The sequence below is a fragment of the Kitasatospora sp. MMS16-BH015 genome (assembly GCF_002943525.1).
In the GTDB taxonomy this organism is placed as follows: Bacteria; Actinomycetota; Actinomycetes; order Streptomycetales; family Streptomycetaceae; genus Kitasatospora.
Map to the genome: position 1 here is coordinate 1940681 of NZ_CP025394.1, position 19688 is coordinate 1960368.

Annotated in this window: 21 protein-coding genes and 1 pseudogene; 14 read left to right on the forward strand and 8 right to left on the reverse strand. The window is 73.4% G+C overall.

The genetic code is table 11. The features are described from left to right. The first annotated feature begins 27 nt into the window (after positions 1-27). Positions 28-558 carry a MarR family winged helix-turn-helix transcriptional regulator gene (locus CFP65_RS08305; protein ID WP_104815490.1) on the forward strand — a complete coding sequence of 177 codons (531 nt, stop codon included), beginning with the start codon at positions 28-30 and terminating at the stop codon, positions 556-558. Positions 559-573: 15 nt separating this feature from the next. Here the strand turns inward: CFP65_RS08305 and CFP65_RS08310 are convergent, their stop codons facing one another. The 3 genes from CFP65_RS08310 to CFP65_RS08320 are packed head-to-tail and all read right to left on the reverse strand — an operon-like array spanning position 574 to position 3203. Continuing rightward, on the reverse strand, positions 574-1107 hold the full coding sequence (locus CFP65_RS08310) for a methylated-DNA--[protein]-cysteine S-methyltransferase (RefSeq protein WP_104815491.1): 534 nt from the start codon (positions 1105-1107) through the stop codon (positions 574-576). After that, complete coding sequence (locus CFP65_RS08315; protein ID WP_104815492.1) at positions 1104-2696, reverse strand: AlkA N-terminal domain-containing protein; 1593 nt, start codon at positions 2694-2696, stop codon at positions 1104-1106. Before CFP65_RS08315 ends, CFP65_RS08310 begins: the two co-directional genes overlap by 4 nt. A 27-nt stretch (positions 2697-2723) precedes the next feature. Next, on the reverse strand, positions 2724-3203 hold the full coding sequence (locus tag CFP65_RS08320; RefSeq protein WP_104815493.1) for a GNAT family N-acetyltransferase: 480 nt from the start codon (positions 3201-3203) through the stop codon (positions 2724-2726). A 59-nt stretch (positions 3204-3262) separates the two neighbouring features. Here CFP65_RS08320 and CFP65_RS08325 point away from each other — a divergent pair, with 59 nt between their 5' ends. Continuing rightward, on the forward strand, positions 3263-3718 hold the full coding sequence (locus CFP65_RS08325) for an ASCH domain-containing protein (protein WP_217368267.1): 456 nt from the start codon (positions 3263-3265) through the stop codon (positions 3716-3718). Between the two features lie 111 nt (positions 3719-3829). Here the strand turns inward: CFP65_RS08325 and rsgA are convergent, their stop codons facing one another. The 4 genes and pseudogenes from rsgA to CFP65_RS08340 all read right to left on the reverse strand — a co-directional run bounded on the left by rsgA (position 3830) and on the right by CFP65_RS08340 (position 8371). After that, complete coding sequence (gene rsgA / locus CFP65_RS08330; RefSeq protein ID WP_104815495.1) at positions 3830-4945, reverse strand: ribosome small subunit-dependent GTPase A; 1116 nt, start codon at positions 4943-4945, stop codon at positions 3830-3832. Between the two features lie 291 nt (positions 4946-5236). Further along, positions 5237-5743 carry a hypothetical protein gene (locus CFP65_RS42460; protein ID WP_174805483.1) on the reverse strand — a complete coding sequence of 169 codons (507 nt, stop codon included), beginning with the start codon at positions 5741-5743 and terminating at the stop codon, positions 5237-5239. A gap of 860 nt (positions 5744-6603) precedes the next feature. After that, a pseudogene (locus CFP65_RS42465) lies at positions 6604-6882 on the reverse strand (glycosyltransferase family 39 protein); the annotation flags it as partial. Positions 6883-7126: 244 nt separating this feature from the next. Further along, a complete protein-coding gene (locus tag CFP65_RS08340) occupies positions 7127-8371 on the reverse strand; it encodes a YihY/virulence factor BrkB family protein (protein ID WP_174805515.1) in 1245 nt (414 codons plus the stop codon). A gap of 336 nt (positions 8372-8707) precedes the next feature. Between CFP65_RS08340 and CFP65_RS42470 the strand changes: the two genes are divergently transcribed. From CFP65_RS42470 to CFP65_RS08400, 12 genes are all read left to right on the forward strand, one after another. Continuing rightward, a complete protein-coding gene (locus tag CFP65_RS42470) occupies positions 8708-8791 on the forward strand; it encodes a putative leader peptide (protein WP_371682522.1) in 84 nt (27 codons plus the stop codon). Between the two features lie 218 nt (positions 8792-9009). Beyond that, on the forward strand, positions 9010-10734 hold the full coding sequence (locus tag CFP65_RS08345; RefSeq protein ID WP_104815497.1) for a nitrite/sulfite reductase: 1725 nt from the start codon (positions 9010-9012) through the stop codon (positions 10732-10734). After that, positions 10731-10922, forward strand: coding sequence for a hypothetical protein (locus CFP65_RS08350; protein ID WP_104815498.1), 192 nt, complete (start codon positions 10731-10733; stop codon positions 10920-10922). Before CFP65_RS08345 ends, CFP65_RS08350 begins: the two co-directional genes overlap by 4 nt. Further along, positions 10906-11604 carry a phosphoadenylyl-sulfate reductase gene (locus tag CFP65_RS08355; RefSeq protein ID WP_104815499.1) on the forward strand — a complete coding sequence of 233 codons (699 nt, stop codon included), beginning with the start codon at positions 10906-10908 and terminating at the stop codon, positions 11602-11604. The genes CFP65_RS08350 and CFP65_RS08355 overlap by 17 nt, the downstream gene beginning before the upstream one ends. A gap of 44 nt (positions 11605-11648) precedes the next feature. Next, positions 11649-12203 (forward strand): adenylyl-sulfate kinase, encoded by a 555-nt coding sequence (cysC, locus tag CFP65_RS08360; protein ID WP_104815500.1) that lies wholly within the window; start codon positions 11649-11651, stop codon positions 12201-12203. Further along, a complete protein-coding gene (cysD, locus tag CFP65_RS08365) occupies positions 12200-13132 on the forward strand; it encodes a sulfate adenylyltransferase subunit CysD (RefSeq protein WP_104815501.1) in 933 nt (310 codons plus the stop codon). The genes cysC and cysD overlap by 4 nt, the downstream gene beginning before the upstream one ends. Positions 13133-13134: 2 nt before the next feature. Continuing rightward, the gene (locus tag CFP65_RS08370) at positions 13135-14481 is read left to right on the forward strand and encodes a sulfate adenylyltransferase subunit 1 (RefSeq protein WP_104815502.1); all 1347 of its coding nucleotides are present in this window, start codon (positions 13135-13137) and stop codon (positions 14479-14481) included. A 248-nt stretch (positions 14482-14729) separates the two neighbouring features. Next, entirely contained in the window at positions 14730-15878 is a 1149-nt protein-coding gene (locus CFP65_RS08380; RefSeq protein ID WP_104815504.1) for an aliphatic sulfonate ABC transporter substrate-binding protein, read from the forward strand. A 147-nt stretch (positions 15879-16025) separates the two neighbouring features. Further along, entirely contained in the window at positions 16026-16823 is a 798-nt protein-coding gene (locus CFP65_RS08385; RefSeq protein WP_104815505.1) for an ABC transporter ATP-binding protein, read from the forward strand. Then, positions 16810-17706 (forward strand): ABC transporter permease, encoded by an 897-nt coding sequence (locus CFP65_RS08390; protein WP_104815506.1) that lies wholly within the window; start codon positions 16810-16812, stop codon positions 17704-17706. The genes CFP65_RS08385 and CFP65_RS08390 overlap by 14 nt, the downstream gene beginning before the upstream one ends. A gap of 8 nt (positions 17707-17714) precedes the next feature. Next, a complete protein-coding gene (locus CFP65_RS08395; protein WP_104815507.1) occupies positions 17715-18560 on the forward strand; it encodes a sirohydrochlorin chelatase in 846 nt (281 codons plus the stop codon). A 309-nt stretch (positions 18561-18869) separates the two neighbouring features. Then, a complete protein-coding gene (locus CFP65_RS08400) occupies positions 18870-19262 on the forward strand; it encodes a hypothetical protein (protein ID WP_104815508.1) in 393 nt (130 codons plus the stop codon). Positions 19263-19272: 10 nt separating this feature from the next. Here the strand turns inward: CFP65_RS08400 and CFP65_RS08405 are convergent, their stop codons facing one another. Further along, positions 19273-19650: a hypothetical protein gene (locus CFP65_RS08405; RefSeq protein WP_104815509.1), complete on the reverse strand. Its 378-nt coding sequence runs from the start codon at positions 19648-19650 to the stop codon at positions 19273-19275. Between the last annotated feature and the right edge of the window lie 38 nt (positions 19651-19688).

The window sequence follows — 19688 nt, forward strand, 5'->3', positions numbered from 1 at the left end:
GTGGTACCAGGCGCTACGCTGTCCGCCATGCCGTCGCAGCCGCTCCCCGGAACACCTCACCTCCCAGCCGCCACACCGACCACTCCCGTCGGTGACACCGCGGTCGAGCGCGCCCAGCAGCTGACGGACGTGATCACCCGGCTGCGCCGGGCGCTGCGCAGCAGCATCCGCACCGACTACCCGTGGGAGTCGCTGCCGATGGCCCAGGTCGAACTGCTGCAGACCCTGGCGGTCGCCCCGCTGCGGGTCGGCGAGCTGGCCGCCCGTCAGCGGCTCGCGCCGAACACCGTCAGCGGCCTGGTCGGCAAGCTCCTGGAGGCCGGGTTCGTCGACCGCCAGCCCGACCCGGGCGACCGCCGCACGGCCCGGATCGCCCTCACCCCGGCCGGCCACCAGCAGCTCCGCGACTGGCAGGGTGCCCACGAGCGCCGCCTCGCCGACGCCCTGGAGAGCCTCACCCCCACCAACCGCGAGGCCGTGATGAACGCCCTCCCCGGCCTCGAACAGCTCGCCAAGGCCCTGGCCGCCACCACCCCGATCCCGACCGAGGAGCGCTGACCCCTACCCCGGGCGTCAGAACAGCAGCCCCTCCTCCTCACCGCTCGGCAGCGCACCCTCCAGCTCCAGCAGCCACCGCTTCGCCGGCACCCCGGCCGCGAAGCCGGTCAGCGCGCCGTTCGACCCCAGCACCCGGTGGCACGGCCGCACCACGAGCAGCGGGTTGGCCCCGACCGCCCCGCCGACCGCCCGCACCGAGCGCGGCGGCTGCCCGGCCACGGCGGCCAGCTCGCTGTACGTGAGCGTGCTCCCGTACGGGATCTCGTCCAGCGCCGCCCAGATCCTCTGCCGGAACTCGGTGCCCACCGGCGCCAACTCCAGGTCGAACTCCTTGCGCTCCCCGGCGAAGTAGGCCGTCAGCTGCTCCACCGCCGGGGCCAGCGCATCGGCGTCCGGCACCCAGTCCTCGGCGGGCTCGGCCCGCGCGCCCTTCTGCCCGGGCGCCGTCACGGCGGCCAGCGCCGCCGTGCTCGCCCCCTCCGCCAGCACCCCGCTCAGCAGCAGGGTGCCCAGCGGGCTCGCCATCGTGGTGAAGACCGTCGTACTCATCGCTGCTCGCCACTCTCCGCACTGTTCTCGAAGTCCGTACCACTCCCGGGGTCCGCCGCCACCGGCCCGGCCCAGAGCCGGTGCACCGCGTACGAGCGCCAGGGCGCCCAGGCCGCCGCCTCCGCCGTCGCGCCCTTCGGGTCGCCGGGGCGGCCGAGCGCGCGCAGGCCGTGCCGCACGGCCACGTCGCCGGGCAGGAACACGTCCGGGTCGGCCAGCGCCCGCATCCGCAGGTAGCCGACCGTCCAGGGGCCGATCCCGGGCAGCGCGAGCAGCTCGGCGGAGGCCTCCTCCCGGTCCACCCCGCCGTCGAGGCGGACGGTGCCCTCGGCCAGCGCCGCGCAGAGTCCGCGCAGCGCGCGGCGGCGGGCCTCCGGCATGGCCAGGTCCTCGTCCGCCGCCTCGGCCAGCACGGCCGTGGTCGGGAAGAGCCGGGTCAGCCCGCCGCTCGTCTCGGCGAGTGGGACGCCGTACCGTTCCGTGAGCCGGGCCGCCAGGGTGCGGGCCGCCACCACGGTGATCTGCTGGCCCAGCACGGCCCGGACGGCCAGCTCGTGCGGGTCCACATGGCCGGGCGAGCGCAGCCCGGGGCGGGCCCGGACGGCGGCGGCCAGCACGGGGGACGCGCCGAGCACCGAGTCCACGGCCGCCGGGTCGGCGTCCAGGTCGAAGAGCGCGCGCAGCCGGTGCACGGCGGTGGTCAGGTCGCGCAGGTCGGCCAGGTGCAGCCGGCAGTCCAGCCAGCCCCGGTCGGCCCGGTCGCGCGGCCCGAGGCCGTCCACCTCGGCGATGCCGTGGCCGTACGGGAGCGCGAGGGTGCGCCGGTAGGTGCGGGCGCCGCGCGGGCCGGGCACCACCTCCTCGACGCCGGGCACGGCGCGCAGCGCGAGGAAGTCGATCAGGTGGTCGCTGTCCAGCGCGCCCCGGTAGGCGAGCCGCAGGCTGAGCGGGCCGGCCGGGGTGGCCAGACGCCGCCCGGCGGCGCCCTCGGCGCGCAGACCGCTCGGCGTCCGGTCGTACACCTCGCGGACGGTCTCGTTGAACTGCCGCACCGAGGCGAAGCCGGCCGCGAAGGCCACCTCCGTCACCGGCAGGTCGGTGGTCTGCAGCAGCAGCCGGGCGGTCTGCGCCCGCTGGGCGCGGGCCAGCGCGATCGGGCCGGCGCCGAGCTCGGCGGTGAGCTGCCGCTGCACCTGCCGCGCGCTGTACCCGAGCCGCCCGGCGAGCCCGCCGACGCCCTCCCGGTCCACTACCCCGTCGCCGATCAGCCGCATCGCCCGCCCGACCAGGTCCGCCCGGTGGTTCCACTCCGGCGACCCGGGCACCGCATCCGGCCGGCACCGCCGGCAGGCCCGGAACCCGGCCCCCTGCGCGGCGGCCGCCGTCGGGTAGAACGTGCAGTTCACCCGCTTCGGCGTCACCGCCGGGCAGCTCGGCCGGCAGTAGATCCCGGTGGTCCGCACCCCGGTGAAGAACACCCCGTCGAACCGCGCGTCCCGGCTGTCCACCGCCCGGTACCTGGTCTCGTCATCAATCACGCCCTCCAGTCTGCGCCACCCCGCACCCAGCGACTGGCGGAAATCGGACATCACCTTTCCGGGTGATGGCGGCGGCGTTCAGAGGCGCTGATCGAGCATGGTGGTCATCGGCCGCAGGCCCGCGGCCTGGTAGAAGGCCCGGGCGCCCTCGTTGAAATCCCAGACCTGGGTGACCAGGCGGCCGCAGCCGGCCGAGCGGCCGAGCTCGCGGACGGCCTCCAGCAGGGCGGCGCCCACGCCGGCGCGGGCCGCCGCCGGGTCGACGCCGATCTGGTCGAGCATGACCGCCCGGGCCGCCCGGACGATCGCGTTCGCCTCCCGGCTGATCACCTTCGCGAACGCGTACCCGACCACCGTGCCGTCCGGCGCCTCGGCCACGAAGCAGGTCGCGTCCGGCTCCGCGAGCCGCGCGGCCAGCAGCACCGCGAGCTCCTCGGTCGGCTGCTCCACCACGAACAGGTCCGGCCGCTGCCGGGCGTGCTCCGCGTGGACCTGCCCGTTCAGCCGCACCAGGCTCGCCAGGTCCCGCTCCACCGTCGCCACTCTGATGATCGTCATCCCGGTATCCTCCGCGCTCCGGCCCCCGCCGTAATGCGCTTGCACCGCACCGGCCCGCCATCGAGGATCACGGAGTGACCACTCCTGAGCACTCCTCCCTCCCCAAGGCCGAGTTCGCCTTCCCCGGCCCGCTCCGCGACCAGCTGGTGGCCGCGATCCTGGACGGCAGCAAGACCAGCACCACCGGCCTCGTGATCGACTTCGAGGTCTGCGGCGACGAGCTCCCCACGGTCGGCTCCCGCGCCGCCGTGGTCGACTCCGACGAGCAGCCGGTCGGCGTGATCGAGTACACCGAGGTCCGCACCGCCCCCCTCGCCGAGGTCGACCTCCAGCACGCGATCGACGAGGGCGAGGGCTTCACCACCGTCGCCGCCTGGCGCGCCGACCACACCTCCTACTGGGAGGGCCCGGAGGTCCGCGGCGCCATCGGCATCCCGGACTTCACCGTGGACGACACCACCCCGCTGGTGCTGATGCGCTTCCGCCTGCTCACCCCGGAGGAGGCCGCGAGCTGAGGCTCCGGCTCCCGAACGGCCGTCAGCTCCCGGCCCGGGCGCCGCTGGTGCGGCGGGTGGGCCGGGAGCTGACGAACCATCGACTACGGACGGGCGACTACAGGCGGGCGACTACGGGCGGGCACGGACCGAGCGGGTGATGGCCTTCCACTTCTTCAGCCGGTCCGCCGCGAGGCGGGCGTCGGTGCGGGAGGCGATCCACTCGTTCTCGCGCTGGAGCTTGCGGTAGCTCTCCATCCGGCGCTCCGGGAGGGTGCCGTCCTCGAGGGCGGCGGTGACCGCGCAGCCCGGCTCGGTGCGGTGGCCGCAGTCGTGGAAGCGGCAGCCTTCGGCGAGCGCCTCGATGTCGGAGAAGGCCTGGGAGAGGCCCTCGCCACCGTAGAGGCCGACACCACGCAGACCCGGGGTGTCGATCACCACGCCGCCACCGGGCAGCGGGATGAGCTCACGCGTGGTGGTGGTGTGGCGGCCCTTCTCGTCGCTGGCACGGGTCTGCTGGACCTCCATCACCGAGGTGCCCGCGAGCGCGTTGGTGAGGGTGGACTTGCCCGCGCCGGACTGGCCGATCAGCGCGCTGGAGCCGGGCGCGCAGGCCCGCAGCACGTCGATCCCCTCGCCCGTCTCGGCGCTGACCACCAGGACGGTGACGCCGGGGGCGATGCCCTCGACATCGGCGCGGACGAACTCCGCGTCGTTGACCAGGTCGGCCTTGGTGAGGACGACGATCGGCTCGGCGCCGCTCTCCCAGGCCAGGGCCAGGAAGCGCTCGATCCGGCCCAGATCCGGGTCGGCCGCGAGCGAGACCGCGACCAGCACGGTGTCGACGTTGGCCGCGAGCACCTGGCCGTCGGACCGGGAGCCCGCCGTCTTGCGGACGATCGCCGTGCCGCGCGGCAGCAGCGCCGCCGCCGTGGGCATCGGCTCGGCCGCCAGGTCGACGGCGACCCAGTCGCCCGTGCAGGGGCAGCGGATCGGATCCGGATCGCCGATCGGGCGGGTGTCGACCCGGACGGTGCGCAGCTCGCCCGTCTCCTCGTCGGCCAGCACGACATCGCACTGACCGCGGTCGACCCGGGCGATCCGGGCAGGGGTGAGACCGGCCTCGGCGAGGGGGGCGAAATCCGCCGCCAGCTCGGCCGTCCAGCCGAGCCCGGTGAAGGTGAAGTCGGAAGAAGCAGAAGAGGTGGTGCTGGTGGTGCTGGTGGTGCTCAGGATTGCGTAAGACAACGCAGTGGGGCCCTTCGGGAGGAATGCGATCCCGGCGGGTCTACGGCTGCGTGAGCGAGCGTCGCTGGTGGAGCGGACGTCTCGTCAGATTCAGCCGGCGGCCGGGAAGGAGAGGGGGGTGCGAACGCTGCCCTGGGCAGCCGTGACGACAGTGACAGCCACGAGGCTCACCTCCGCTTTCTTCTCTCGGCCCTGACCCGCACGCACGGCGGGAAGGCCCCTGACCTGATGTCGGGCACGACTCTACGATCTTCGCCGAACCGGCCGCAACACATTTTTCACCTGCGGATTTCACCCGCCGGCCGGCACCGCCGGGCACGCCCCGGGCCGGGCGTAGCGGACGACTTTGAGGCCCCGGACCAGCTCCGTCCGGCAGGGCTCGAACCCCCGGGCGAGCGCGGCGGTCTTGGCCCGGTCGCGGGCGTTCGGCCCGCTCCGCGGCCGGGGGTCGGTGACCAGCACGACAGCCCGCGCCCTGCGCAGCGCCGCCGTGATCGCAGCCGGTTCGGCCTCGACCCCGTTGATGGTGCCCGAATCCGCCCCGGACTCCAGCAGCGCCAGGTCGCGCAGCCCGGCGAAGGCCGCCGGGTCGTACAGCGCCGCCTCCCGCCGCGCCCCGGGCACGTACAGCACCGCGTCCCCGGGCTGGGCCAGCTCCCGGACGGCCCGCGCCGCCGCAGCCACGTCGTTCGGCCGCGCCCCCGGCGCCCGCAGCCCGAGCTCCACCGGCAGCAGCGCCAGCACGGCCACCAGCACCGCCAACCCCCGACCAGCAGCCGCCACCGCCCGGGTAGCCACCCGAGCCCCCGCGCGAGCCCCCCACCCACCAGCAGCGCCAGCCCGGCGTAGCTGTAGACCACGTACCGGTCCACGTACAGCGGATCCAGGTACGACACCAGGATCAACACGGCCGGCGGTACCACCAGCAGCGGCACCCCGACCACCCCAAGGCCCGGCGCCCAGCCGGAAGCCGGAGCGCCAGAGGCCGGAGCCCCGGAGGCCGCGCTACGCGCTTCGTCCGCCACTGCGAGGCCAGCCCGCCCACCGACTCGGCCGCCACCCCGGCGCAGCAGCCACGCGCAGAGCGCACCGGCTGCCGAGGTCAGCAGCGGCGCCCAGACATCGGCCCATCCGGGCGTGGTGATCCACCCCACCTGGTCGGCCTGACGCCCGCTCACCACCACCAGCGGCAGCAGGCAGAGCCCGGCCCCGCCCACCGCGAGCGCCCAGCCGAGCAGCAGCCGCCGCCCGGCCCGCCCGAGCAGCAGCGAGAGCCCGTGCGCCGCCGCCCCGAGCACCGCGAACTCGTGCAGCAACCCGCCCAGCAGCACCAACGCGCCGTACCCGGCCCACCCGCGGACCCCGGCCGCCCGTCCACCCACCGGCCCCGAGACCGCCGTCGGCCCCTGCACCGCTTCCCCGACCGACACCTCCGTCCGGCCGCCGCCCCGCCCCGCGGCCGCCGCCGAACCCGGCGCCGCTCCCCCGACCAACCCCTCCACCCGGCCGCCCACCGGCCCCGCAGCAACTGCCGGCCCCTGCACCGCTCCCCCGACCAACCCCTCCGCCACACCGCCACCCAACCCCGAGGCCGCCGCCGAACCCGGCGCCGCTCCACCGACCGACACCTCCGCCCGGCCGTCCACCGCTCCCCGCTGCCAGACCCGCACCAGCTGCCAGGTCGCCCCCACCACCGCGGTGGTGACCAGCGCGTAGGACCGCCCCTCCTGGGCGTACTGCTGCACGGCCGGCAGCAGCGCGAACACCAGCCCGGCGGCCAGTCCGGCCGTCCAACCCGCGAGACGCCGTCCCAGATCCGCGAGCAGCCCGGCCGCCAGGGCCGTGGCGAGCACCGAGGGCAGCCGCAGCGCGACCAGCCCGCCACCCCCGTCCGGCCCGAGCCCGACGGCGTCCCCGAGCAGGAAGACCCCGTGCATCAGCAGGTAGTAGAGGCCGTGCACGGCGTCGATCGAGCCGAGCAGGTGCCAGAGCTCGGGCAGGCTGCGGCGGGCCACCTGGTGGGTGACCACCTCGTCGCGCCAGATGCCGTCCTGCCGGGTGATGCCCCAGAGCCCGAGCGCCAGCGCGAGCAGCACCGGCGGCCAGACGGCCCGGGCCCACTCGGCCCGAGCCCACACCGAACGACCCCGTCCACGCAGGCCGCGCAGGCCGCGGAGCGGGCTAGCCACGTCGCGGGCGGTCGGAGTCCGGCGGCGGAGGCAGCCGCCGGTGGGTGCCGCGCGGGCGCAGACGGCTGCGCACGTTGGTCGGGGGGAGGAAGTCGGCCCAGCGCTCGGGGTACTCGGCGGGCGGGTCGGAATCGCCCTCGGCCTCGGCCCAGTCCTCCTCGTCCTCCTCCTCGACGCCCTCGGCCAGGCCGAGCTCGCGGGCCAGCACGGCCCGCTCCTTGGCCCGGCGGGCGGAGATCTCGCGGACCACCGCGGCCGCGGCCTCCTCGCTGGCCCGCTCGTTCTCGGCGCGGGCGTCGGCGGTCTCCACAGTGGGCCAGCGGCGGTCTATCGCGGCGTTCATCGCGGCGCCGATCAGCACGGCCAGCGCGACCACGCCGATCCAGAGCAGCACGGCCACCGGGGCGGCCAGCTGGCCGTACACCGAGTGCCCCTCGACCGAGCTGACCAGGTAGAGGCGGAGCAGCACGCTGCACACCACCAGCACGCCGAGCGCGACCAGCGCGCCGGGGATGTCCTCGCGCCAGGGCGTGCTGACCGGGACGGCCACGTGGTAGAGCGTGGTGAGGAAGACCACCAGCAGCAGGATGGCCACCGGCCAGTACAGCACCTTGAGCACGCCCTGGGAGTACGGCAGCGCGTTGGCGACCAGCCCCGGCCCGGCCACCAGCAGCGGCAGCACCAGGGAGCCGATCACCAGCGCGCCGAGGTAGAGGCCCAGCGACATCAGCCGGGTCTTGACCAGGCCGCGCTTGCCGTCCAGGCCGTACATCACGGTGATGGTGTCGATGAAGATGTAGAGGGCGCGCGAGCCGGACCAGAGCGAGAGCAGGAAGCCGATCGAGATCAGGTCGGGCCGGGTGTGGTCGAAGACGTCGCTCAGCAGCGGTTGGACGATCTGCTCGACCGAGGTCGGCGAGAGCACCGTCCCGGCGGCCGAGACGATGTCGTCCTTGAGCTTGTCGATGGTGCCGGCGCCGAGGATGTCGTCGAGGTAGCCGAGGGTGCCGGCCAGGCAGAGCAGCAGCGGGGGGATGGAGAGCAGCGTGAAGAACGCGGCCTCCGCCGCGAGGCCGGTGACCCGGTACTCGACGCAGGTGTTGGTGGTGTCCTTGAGCAGCGCCCAGAGGGTGGACGGCCAGGTGACGCGCTTGGCCGCACGGCGGGCGCCCTTGCCGCGGCGGCGCGAGGGGCGCTCGGTGGCGCCGTTCCTGGAAGTTTCCCCTGCTGGTTGCACCCCCCTACGGTAGCGGCCCGGCCTGCCCCGGTACGGCCGCGTGCCACGGCAGGACGACGGATGCCCTATCACCTTCAGGGGTACTTGCGGCCGTAGTGGTTGGCGATGTGTCATATTCACCGGACGGAGTCCGCGAAGAGGCCGAGAAGAGGCCGCGAAGAGCCTGCTCAGCAGTCAGGGCCATGCCATCCGGAGCGGCACTCCCCACGCACCACCGCTCTACCGCCCACGCCCCTGTACTGCGGCAGTTCGGCCGCGTCTCAGCGGGCGATACGGTTATGTCCAGAGTGCGGACGTTAGTGGACCGGCAGTCGCCCGCCGTGCGAATCTCTTGCCATGCCAAGCACCGGAACCACCCTGGTAGGTCGACTCCACGTCGACCTCCTTCGCGTGGCCAGTGCGATCTGTCCGGTGATCTGAGCCCCACCCCGCTGCCACCACCGCACTCGGCCCGGCACCACCCTCCCCGGCCGCCGACGCGGACGAAGCGCGCCCCTCTCGGGCTTGGTCACTGCATCCCAGCCCTGCACGGCACCACCGTGAAACCCCTGATCAAGGCAGGTCCGCGCCCTGACGCGCAGCGATCCGCCGTGATCTGCCACGAACCGCCACCCCAGACCGCTGATGAAGGACGACACATGGCTCCCACGCCCGACTCGGTCGAGCCCCAGGCCGACAGCGCCGCCGTGCGCCGTCCCGCCGCCGCCCGCAAGGTGACCCGCCACCGCGGCGAGGGCCAGTGGGGCATGGGGCACTACTCCCCTCTGAACGCCAACGAGCAGTTCAAGCGGGACGACGACGGTCTCAATGTGCGGACACGCATTGAGACGATCTACGCGAAGAACGGCTTCGCGTCGATCGACCCGTCCGACCTGCGCGGCCGGATGCGCTGGTGGGGGCTGTACACCCAGCGCAAGGAGGGGATCGACGGCGGCAAGACCGGCATCCTGGAGCCGCACGAGCTCGACGCCGAGTACTTCATGCTGCGGGTCCGGATCGACGGCGGCCAGCTCACCGTCGCCCAGCTCAAGGCGATCGCCGAGGTCTCCGAGGAGTACGGCCGGGGCACCGCCGACCTGACCGACCGGCAGAACGTCCAGTACCACTGGATCCGGGTCGAGGACATGCCCGCGATCTGGCAGAAGCTGGAGGGCGTCGGCCTCTCCACCACCGAGGCCTGCGGTGACACCCCGCGCGTCATCCTCGGCTCCCCGGTGGCCGGCGTGGCCGAGGACGAGATCATCGACGGCACCCCCGCGATCGCCGAGATCCAGCGCCGCTTCATCGGCAACCCGGAGTTCTCGAACCTGCCGCGCAAGTTCAAGTCCGCGATCTCCGGCTCCCCGCTGCTGGACGTCGCGCACGAGATCAACGACATCGCCTTCGTCGGCGTGGTCCACCCCGAGCACGGCCCGGGCTTCGACCTCTGGGTCGGCGGCGGCCTCTCCACCAACCCCAAGCTGGGCGTCCGCCTCGGTGCCTGGGTGCCGCTGGAGGAGGTGCCGGACGTCTACGGCGGGGTGATCGGCATCTTCCGCGACTACGGGTACCGCCGCCTGCGCAACCGCGCCCGGTTGAAGTTCCTGGTCGCCGACTGGGGCCCGGAGAAGTTCCGCCAGGTGCTCCAGGACGAGTACCTCAAGTACGAGCTGATCGACGGCCCCGCACCCAAGGAGCCCTCGGGCGTCTGGCGCGACCACGTGGGCGTGCACAAGCAGAAGGACGGCAAGTTCTACGTCGGCTTCGCGCCGCGCGTGGGCCGGATGGACGGCAAGCTGCTCGGCGCGGTCGCCGACCTCGCCGCCGCGCACGGCTCGGACCGGCTGCGCACCACCGCCGAGCAGAAGATGATCGTGCTCGACGTGGCCGAGGAGCAGGTCGCCTCGCTGGTGGCCGGCCTGGAGGCGCTGGACCTGCGGGTCACCCCGTCCCCGTTCCGCCGCGGCACGATGGCCTGCACCGGCATCGAGTACTGCAAGCTCGCCATCGTCGAGACCAAGCAGCGCGGCCGCGACCTGATCGAGGAGCTGGAGACCCGGCTGCCGGAGTTCGCCGAGCCGCTGACCATCAACATCAACGGCTGCCCGAACGCCTGCGCCCGCATCCAGGTCGCGGACATCGGCCTCAAGGGCCAGCTGGTCACCGACGAGAACGGCAACCAGGTCGAGGGCTACCAGGTGCACCTCGGTGGCGCGCTGGGCCTGGAGGCCGGCTTCGGCCGCAAGGTCCGCGGCCTCAAGGTCACCAGCGCCGGCCTGCCGGACTACGTCGAGCGCGTGCTGACCCGCTTCCAGGAGCAGCGCACCGAGGGCGAGCGGTTCGCCCAGTGGACGGCCCGGGCCAGTGAGGCGGACCTGGCATGAGCGAGCGCGCCGCACCGTTCCACTGCCCCTACTGCGGGGACGAGGACCTGCGACCCTCCGCCGAGGGGGGCCACGGGGCCTGGGAGTGCGCGTCCTGCCGGCGCGCCTTCCAGCTGAAGTTCCTCGGCCTGCTGACCGGCAACACGTCAACCACCAACGGGGGTACGGCTCATGAGCACGACCACTGACCTGGAGGCCCTGGTCGCCCAGGCGGCCGTCGACCTGGAGGAGGCGACCCCGCAGGAGATCCTGAAGTGGGCCGCCGACACCTTCGGCGAGCGCTTCTGCGTCACCTCCTCGATGGAGGACGCGGTCGTCGCCCACCTGGCCTCCTCGGTCTTCCCCGGCGTGGACGTGGTCTTCCTCGACACCGGCTACCACTTCGCCGAGACCATCGGCACCCGGGACGCCGTGGCCGCCGTGATGCCGGTCAACGTCATCACGCTCAAGCCGCTGCAGACCGTGGCCGAGCAGGACGCCCAGTACGGGCCCAACCTGCACGACCGCGACCCGGACCTGTGCTGCTCGCTCCGCAAGGTCGAGCCGCTCAACCGGGGCCTCGGGGCCTACGACGCCTGGGCCACCGGCCTGCGCCGCGACGAGTCCCCGAGCCGGGCGAACACCCCGGTGGTGGCCTGGGACGCCAAGCGCCGCAAGGTCAAGATCGCCCCGATCGCCCGCTGGACCCAGCAGGACGTGGACGACTACGTCGCCGCGAACGGCGTGCTGCTCAACCCCCTGCTCTGGGAGGGCTACACCTCGATCGGGTGCTCGCCCCTCTCCTGCACCGCCAAGCCGGGCGAGGGCGAGGAGGGCCGAGCCGGCCGCTGGGCGGGCTCGGGCAAGACCGAGTGTGGGATCCACCTTTAGACCGTCAGCGACACCAACCAACCTTCGGAGCAGGAGACTTCACCGTGACCACAGCCACAGTGACAGAGCGCGGCGCCACCGTGTGGCTGACCGGGCTGCCCAGCGCGGGCAAGACCACGCTGGCCTTCGCCCTGGCCGAGCGGCTGCGCGCCGAGGGCCACCAGGTGGAGGTGCTGGACGGCGACGAGATCCGCGAGTTCCTCTCCAAGGGCCTGGGCTTCACCGAGGAGGACCGGCACACCAACGTGACCCGGATCGGCTTCGTCGCCCAGAAGCTCGCCTCGCACGGCGTCAAGGTGCTCGCCCCGGTGATCGCCCCCTACGCCGCCTCCCGCGCCGCCGTCCGCGAGCAGCACGACAAGGCCGGCACCGACTTCCTGGAGATCCACGTCGCCACCCCGGTCGAGGTCTGCTCCGAGCGGGACGTCAAGGGCCTGTACGCCAAGCAGGCCGCCGGCGAGATCGCCCACCTGACCGGCGTGGACGACCCGTACCAGGCACCCGAGCACCCCGACCTGCGCATCGAGACCCAGCGGCAGTCGGTGGCCGAATCCGCCGCCGCACTGCACGCCTTCCTGACCACGAGGGGCCTGGCATGACGACCGCGACCCACACCCCGGCCGCGGCCAACGAGTACGCGCTCTCCCACCTGGACGCGCTCGAGGCCGAGTCGGTGCACATCTTCCGCGAGGTGGCGGGCGAGTTCGAGCGGCCGGTGATCCTCTTCTCCGGCGGCAAGGACTCGATCGTCATGCTGCACTTGGCGCTCAAGGCGTTCGCCCCGGCCGCGATCCCCTTCTCGCTGCTGCACGTGGACACCGGCCACAACTTCCCCGAGGTGCTGGCCTACCGCGACCGCGCCGTGGCCCAGCACAACCTCCGCCTGCACGTCGCGCTGGTGCAGGACTACATCGACGACGGCCGACTGCGCGAGCGCCCGGACGGGCTGCGCAACCCGCTGCAGACCGTCCCGCTGCTCGACGGCATCGAGACCGGCCGCTTCGACGCCGTCTTCGGCGGCGGCCGCCGCGACGAGGAGAAGGCCCGCGCCAAGGAGCGCGTCTTCTCCCTGCGCGACGAGTTCGGCGCCTGGGACCCGCGCCGCCAGCGCCCCGAGCTGTGGAACCTCTACAACGGCAAGCACGCCGTCGGCGAGCACGTCCGGGTCTTCCCGCTCTCCAACTGGACCGAGCTGGACGTCTGGCAGTACATCGAGCGGGAGAAGATCGAGCTCCCCGAGATCTACTTCGCCCACGAGCGCGAGGTGTTCTCCCGCAACGGCATGTGGCTGACCGCCGGCGAGTGGGGCGGCCCCAAGGAGAACGAGCCGGTCGAGACCCGCCTGGTGCGCTACCGCACCGTGGGCGACATGTCCTGCACCGGTGCGGTCGACTCCGACGCCGTCGCCATCACCGACGTGATCACCGAGATCGCTGCCAGCCGCCTCACCGAGCGCGGCGCCACCCGCGCCGACGACAAGATGTCCGAGGCCGCCATGGAGGACCGCAAGCGCGAGGGGTACTTCTAACCATGACGACCGAACTGCACTCCACCGACGCCGTGTTCGGCGAGGCCGCCGCCACCGCGCTGCTGCGCTTCGCCACCGCCGGCTCCGTCGACGACGGCAAGTCCACCCTGGTCGGCCGGCTGCTGCACGACTCCAAGTCGGTGCTCGCCGACCAGCTGGAGGCCGTCGAGCGCGTTTCGCTGGGCCGCGGCCAGGAGGCCCCGGACCTGGCGCTGCTCACCGACGGCCTGCGCGCCGAGCGCGAGCAGGGCATCACCATCGACGTGGCCTACCGCTACTTCGCCACCCCCAGGCGGCGGTTCATCCTCGCCGACACCCCGGGGCACGTGCAGTACACCCGCAACATGGTGACCGGCGCCTCCACCGCCGAGCTGGCCGTCGTGCTGGTGGACGCCCGCAACGGTGTGGTCGAGCAGACCCGCCGGCACGCCGCCGTCACCGCCCTGCTGCGGGTGCCGCACGTCGTCCTGGCCGTCAACAAGATGGACCTGGTCGGCTACCAGGAGCACGTCTTCGCCGCCATCGCCGAGGAGTTCACCGCCTACGCGGCCTCGCTGGGCGTCACCGACATCGTCGCGGTGCCGATCTCGGCCCTGGCCGGCGACAACGTGGTCGAGCCCTCCGCGCACATGGACTGGTACGGCGGCCCGACCCTGCTGGAGTACCTGGAGACCGTCCCGGTCGGCAGCGACCCGAGCGTCGAGCCGGCCCGCTTCCCGGTGCAGTACGTGATCCGGCCGCAGAGCGAGGAGCACCACGACTACCGGGGCTACGCCGGTCAGTTGGCCTCCGGTGTGCTGCGCACCGGCGACACCGTCACGGTGCTGCCGAGCGGCCACACCACCACGGTGGCCGGGATCGACGTGCTCGGCACCGAGACCGACATCGCCTGGGCCCCCCAGTCGATCACCGTCCGCCTCGCCGAGGACATCGACATCTCCCGCGGCGACCTGATCGCGGCCGGCCGGGTGGCCGAGCCCACCAAGGACGTGGTGGCCACCGTCAGCCACCTGCACGAGCGCCCGCTCAAGGTCGGCGACAAGCTGCTGCTCAAGCACACCACCCGTACGGTGCGCGCGCTGGTCAAGGAGATCTCCTACCGGATCGACATCGACACCCTGGAGCAGCGCCCGGCCACCGACGGGCTGAACGTCAACGACATCGGCCGCGTGGTGCTGCGCACCTCCGAGCCGCTGGCGCTGGACAGCTACACCGAGAACCGCCGGACCGGGTCGTTCCTGTTGATCGACCCGGCCGACGGCACCACCCTCACCGCCGGCATGGCGGGCGAGTCGTTCACCACCACCCCGGCCCAGGCGGCCGCGGCGGACGAGGAGGACTGGGTCTGATGGCGCGCGAGGCGTACTCGGACATGGCGAAGGAAGGCGGCCGCGTCGGCAGCGGCGTCCTCGGCAGCGGCCAGGGCGGACTGATGCGATGTGCGGGCGGGCAGGGGCGCTGAGCCCCCGCCACCGGAGCGTCCCCCCACAGCGGACGCCCCGGCCCGACCGGCACGCCATGTGTCACCGCACCACACCTGAACTTCCCTGACCGGCCCACGCGTTGTGGGCCCCACCATGATTGAGGACTCCTCACAATGGCCCCGAAGCCTGCCCAGCACAGCACCACCCGCCTCCGCGCGGCCCGGTTCAGACGCTCCGCCGCCACGCTGGTCGCGGGCCTGACCGCCGTCAGCCTGCTGAGCGCCTGCGGCTACGGCTCCAAGTCCACCGACAACGCGGCGGCCGCCGCCCCGGCGGCGAGCAGCGGCGCGGCCAAGCTCTCGGCCGACTCCGTGAAGATCGGCTACTTCGCGAACCTGACCCACGGCACCGCCCTGGTCGGCCTGAAGGAGGGCCTGCTCCAGAAGGAGCTGGGCGCCACCCAGATCAAGCCGCAGGTCTTCAACGCCGGCCCGTCCGAGATCGAGGCGCTCAACTCGGGCTCCATCGACATCGGTTGGATCGGCCCCTCGCCGGCCATCAACGGCTACGTGAAGTCCGAGGGCAAGGACCTGCGGATCATCGCGGGCTCCGCCTCCGGCGGCGTCAAGCTGGTGGTCAACCCGGCGAAGATCACCAGCGTGGACGACCTCAAGGGCAAGAAGATCGCCACCCCGCAGCTGGGCAACACCCAGGACGTGGCGCTGCTCAACTACCTGGCGGGCAAGGGCCTCAAGGTCGACCCGCAGTCCGGCAAGGGCGACGTCTCGGTGCTGCGCACCGACAACAAGGTCACCCCGGACGCGTTCAAGTCCGGCTCCATCGACGGCGCCTGGGTGCCCGAGCCGACCGCCTCCAAGCTCGTCTCGCTCGGCGCCAAGGTGCTGCTGAACGAGAAGGACATCTGGCCGGACAAGAAGTTCGTGATCACCAACCTGATCGTCTCGCAGAAGTTCCTCAAGGAGCACCCGGACGTGGTCGAGGCCGTGCTGCGCGGCTCGGTCAAGACCAACGCCTTCATCAAGGCCAACCCGGACAAGGCCAAGGCCGACGCCAACGCCGCCCTCAAGGACGCCGGGACGAGCTCGCTGGACGCCTCGATCCTGGACCCGGCCTGGCAGGACATCGACTTCATCGACGACCCGCTGGCCGGCACCCTCCAGGCCGAGGCCGACCACGCCGTGACCGCCGGTCTGCTCAAGAAGCCCGACCTGACTGGGATCTACGACCTGAGCCTGCTCAACAAGGTGCTGACGGCGGCCGGACAGCCGACCGTGGCCGACGCCGGCCTCGGCACCAAGTAACCGTCGCACCACCGCAGTACCGCACAGGTCGTACCGCCGAAACTCCGCGGTCCGGGCCCCCGCCCACCCCGTCGATGCCCAGTCACCGGGTGCGCGGGGGCCGGACCCCGGCTCCCAGCCGACCCCCTCACGCAGGAGGTGCCCCAGATGTCCCAGACGCTGACCCTCTCGGACGAGCCCGTTCAGACCGCCGACCAGCCGTCCGCCGTCCGGATCTCGCACGTGCACAAGTCCTTCGGCCGCCCGGGCGCGGTCAACCACGTCATCGACGACATCTGCCTGGACGTCGCCCCCGGCGAGTTCGTCACCCTGCTCGGGGCCTCCGGCTGCGGCAAGTCCACCCTGCTCAACCTGGTCGCCGGGCTCGACAAGCCCACCCAGGGCACCATCGAGGTGCCCGGCGCCCGTCCCGCGCTGATGTTCCAGGAGCACGCGCTCTTCCCCTGGCTCACCGCGGGCAAGAACGTCGAACTCGCGCTCAAGCTGGCCGGGGTGCCGCGCGCCGAGCGCGCCGAGGAGGCCAAGCGGCTGCTGGAGCTGGTCCGCCTCGGCGACGCCTGCGGCAAGCGGGTGCACGAGCTCTCCGGCGGCATGCGCCAGCGCGTGGCCCTGGCGCGCTCGCTCGCCCAGGGCTCCAACGTGCTGCTGATGGACGAGCCGTTCGCCGCGCTCGACGCCATCACCCGCGACGTCCTGCACGACGAGATCACCCGGATCTGGGAGGAGCGCAAGCTCACCGTCCTGTTCGTCACGCACAACGTCCGGGAGGCCGTCCGGCTCGCCCAGCGGGTCGTGCTGCTCTCCTCCCGCCCCGGCCGGGTCCGCAAGGAGTGGCGGATCGACCTGCCGCAGCCGCGCCGGATCGAGTCCTCCGGCGTCGCGGACCTGTCCATCGAGATCACCGAAGAACTGCGTGGGGAGATCCGTCGCCATGTCCAGCACTGACACCGCTCCCCGGCTCACCAAGAACCGGGCCGCCGCCGATCTGGAGGCTGGGCTCGACGCGCTGGACTCCGTGGTCGTCCAGCGCGTCCCGATCGCCGAGACGCTGCGCAAGAAGGTGCTGCCGCCCACCCTCGCCGTGATCCTGGTACTGGTGGTCTGGCAGATCGCCTTCTCGCTCAGGGTGACCGACAGCTACAAGCTGCCGAGCCCCGCCATGGTCTGGTCCTCGCTGGCCGATCTCTGGCAGCAGGGCATGCTCTTCTCGATCATCTGGACCAGCCTCTGGCGCGGTGGCTCCGGCTTCGTCGCCGCAGTGATCATCGGCACCCCGATCGGCCTGCTGGTGGCCCAGGTCAAGCCGGTCCGCGCGGCCGTCGGCCCGATCCTCTCCGGTCTGCAGTCGCTGCCCTCGGTGGCCTGGGTGCCCGCCGCCGTCATCTGGCTGGGCGTCAACGACCAGGCGATGTACGCGGTGATCCTGCTCGGCGCCGTCCCCTCGATCGCCAACGGCCTGATCTCCGGCATCGACCAGGTGCCGCCGATCTTCCTCCGGGCCGGCCGCACCATGGGCGCCACCGGCCTGACCGGCGCCCGCCACGTGCTGCTGCCCGCCGCCCTCCCCGGCTACCTGGCCGGCCTCAAGCAGGGCTGGGCCTTCTCCTGGCGCTCGCTGATGGCCGCCGAGCTCATCGCCGCCTCCCCCGATTTGGGCGTGGGCCTCGGCCGGTACCTGGAGAACCAGCGCGAGTCGATCGACATGCCCGGCGTGATGCTCGGCATCATCCTGATCCTCTTCGTCGGCATCGCCATCGACCTGCTGGTCTTCTCCCCCCTGGAGCGCCGCGTGCTCCGCAACCGCGGCCTGCTGGCCAACAACCGCTGAGGCCCGCCATGAACGCCACTCCCGCCCCCGCCCCCCGCCCCGTCCGCGGGGGCGGCGTGGCCTCCGGCCCGGCCCTCGTCCCCGTCGGCCCCCCGCGCGGCACCGCCCCGGCCCCGGCTGCGCCCGCCCTGGTGCTGATCGCGCACGGCAGCCGGGACCCGCGGCATGCCGCCACGGTCGAGGCCCTCGCCGAGCTGGTACGGGCCGAGCGGCCCAGGCTGGAGACCGTCACGGCCTACCTGGACCACTGCGCGCCCCGGATCCCCCAGGTGGTCGGCCGGCTGGACGGGGCGCCGGCCGTGGCCGTCCCGCTGCTGCTCGGCCGGGCCTTCCACGCCCGCAGCGACATCCCGGCCGCCCTGCGCGAGGCCCGGGCCGACCTCCCGCTCGCGGACGTGCTCGGCCCCTCCCCGCTGCTGCTCGACGCCCTGGACCGCCGCCTGGCCGAGGCCGGTCTCGACCTCACCGACCCGGCGGCCCGGGCCCGCACCGGCGTGGTCCTCGCCGCCGCCGGCTCCTCCGACCGCGCGGCCAACGCCGCCACCCGCGCCGTGGCCGCCGAGTGGCGCCGCACCCGCGGCTGGGCCGCCGTCGAGGTGGCCCACGCCTCCAGCACCGGCCCCCAGCTGCCCGAGGCCGTCGCCGCCCTCCGCCGCTCCGGCGCCACCCGGGTCGCCGTCGCCCCCTACCTCCTCGCCCCGGGCCTGCTCCCCGACCGGATCGCCACCGCCGCCGCCACCGCCGGCGCCGACCTGACCGCGGCCGTCCTCGGCCCGGCCCCGGAATTGGCCACCCTCCTCCTCCACCGCTACGACGCCGCCCGCACCACGGCTCGCTTGCGTCACGCGGCCTGACCAGCGCGTTTCGTCCCCGCGCGGCGCCTCGGATAGCACCGGGATCATGCTCCGCCAAGGCAGGGATCCGGCCACCCGCCCCGCCGGGAGCCGATCAGCCCACCGACCTGAGCCGCTGACCCGCCGGCCCCGGCGAACCCGCCGTTCCACTTCCGCCCACCTGCGCGAACACCCCCGCCGCGCCGCCCGGGCTTCGGCCGGTTGCCCCGTCCCGCCACCCGCTCCCGAGCGACTAGCTTCGTGGCCAGCGGAAACGGCCGCCCCAGCCAGGGGCGACCGCAAGCGAAACGGGGAAACGGGGGCACCACCATGAACAAGATCCGCAAGCGCCTGGCCGGGCTGGGAGCCGCGGCGATGGTCACCGGCGCGCTCACCTTCGCGCTGCCCACCGCCGCCCACGCGGCGGCCTACTGCTCCGGCAACGTGGTCGAGCAGCACGACGGGAACGGCTTCAGCTCGCGCCTGATCCGCTCGTACGACGGCGGGAGCATCTGCGTCAACACCTGGAACCAGACCGGCCACCAGGCCTGGACCTGGGCCGTCATCAAGCACCCGAACGGCGCGGACGTGGCCAACGACTGGGGCTACTACACCCAGTACGCGTCCACCGGCTGGGTGCCGGCCGCCGGCTGCTGGCAGTGGATCGGCATCCCGGTCAGCCCCGGCTCCGGCAGCTGGAACGTGTACTACCACTGCTTCTAGGCCGGACGCCTCACAACCAGTGCAACGCCCTGGCCGCCGCCTCCCGTTCGGCCTCGCTGCCGCCCTCCCGCAGGGCGCCGAGGTCGACGGCGAGGCGGCGGCCGCCGACCGTCCGGGCCAGCGCCTCCACCAGGTGCCGCGGCGAATTCGGGTCCTCGTCCGCGAGCAGCGCCCGCAGCGCGGCTGCGTAGCACCGCTCCGCGAGCGCCCGGTCCGCCGTCAGCGCCCGGACGGCCGCCTGCCGCTTGTGCCCGATCCGGTGGTACTGCGGGAAGAGCGGCTGCACCTCGGCCAGCCTGGCCACCCGGGGGTCGGCCTCCTCGGTGTACACCACCCCGGCCACCCGCAACAGCTCGTCGAGGGCGGCCTCCTGCCGGTCGAGATCCATGCCGACACCCTATTCCAGGGCCGGACCAGCCCGTTCCC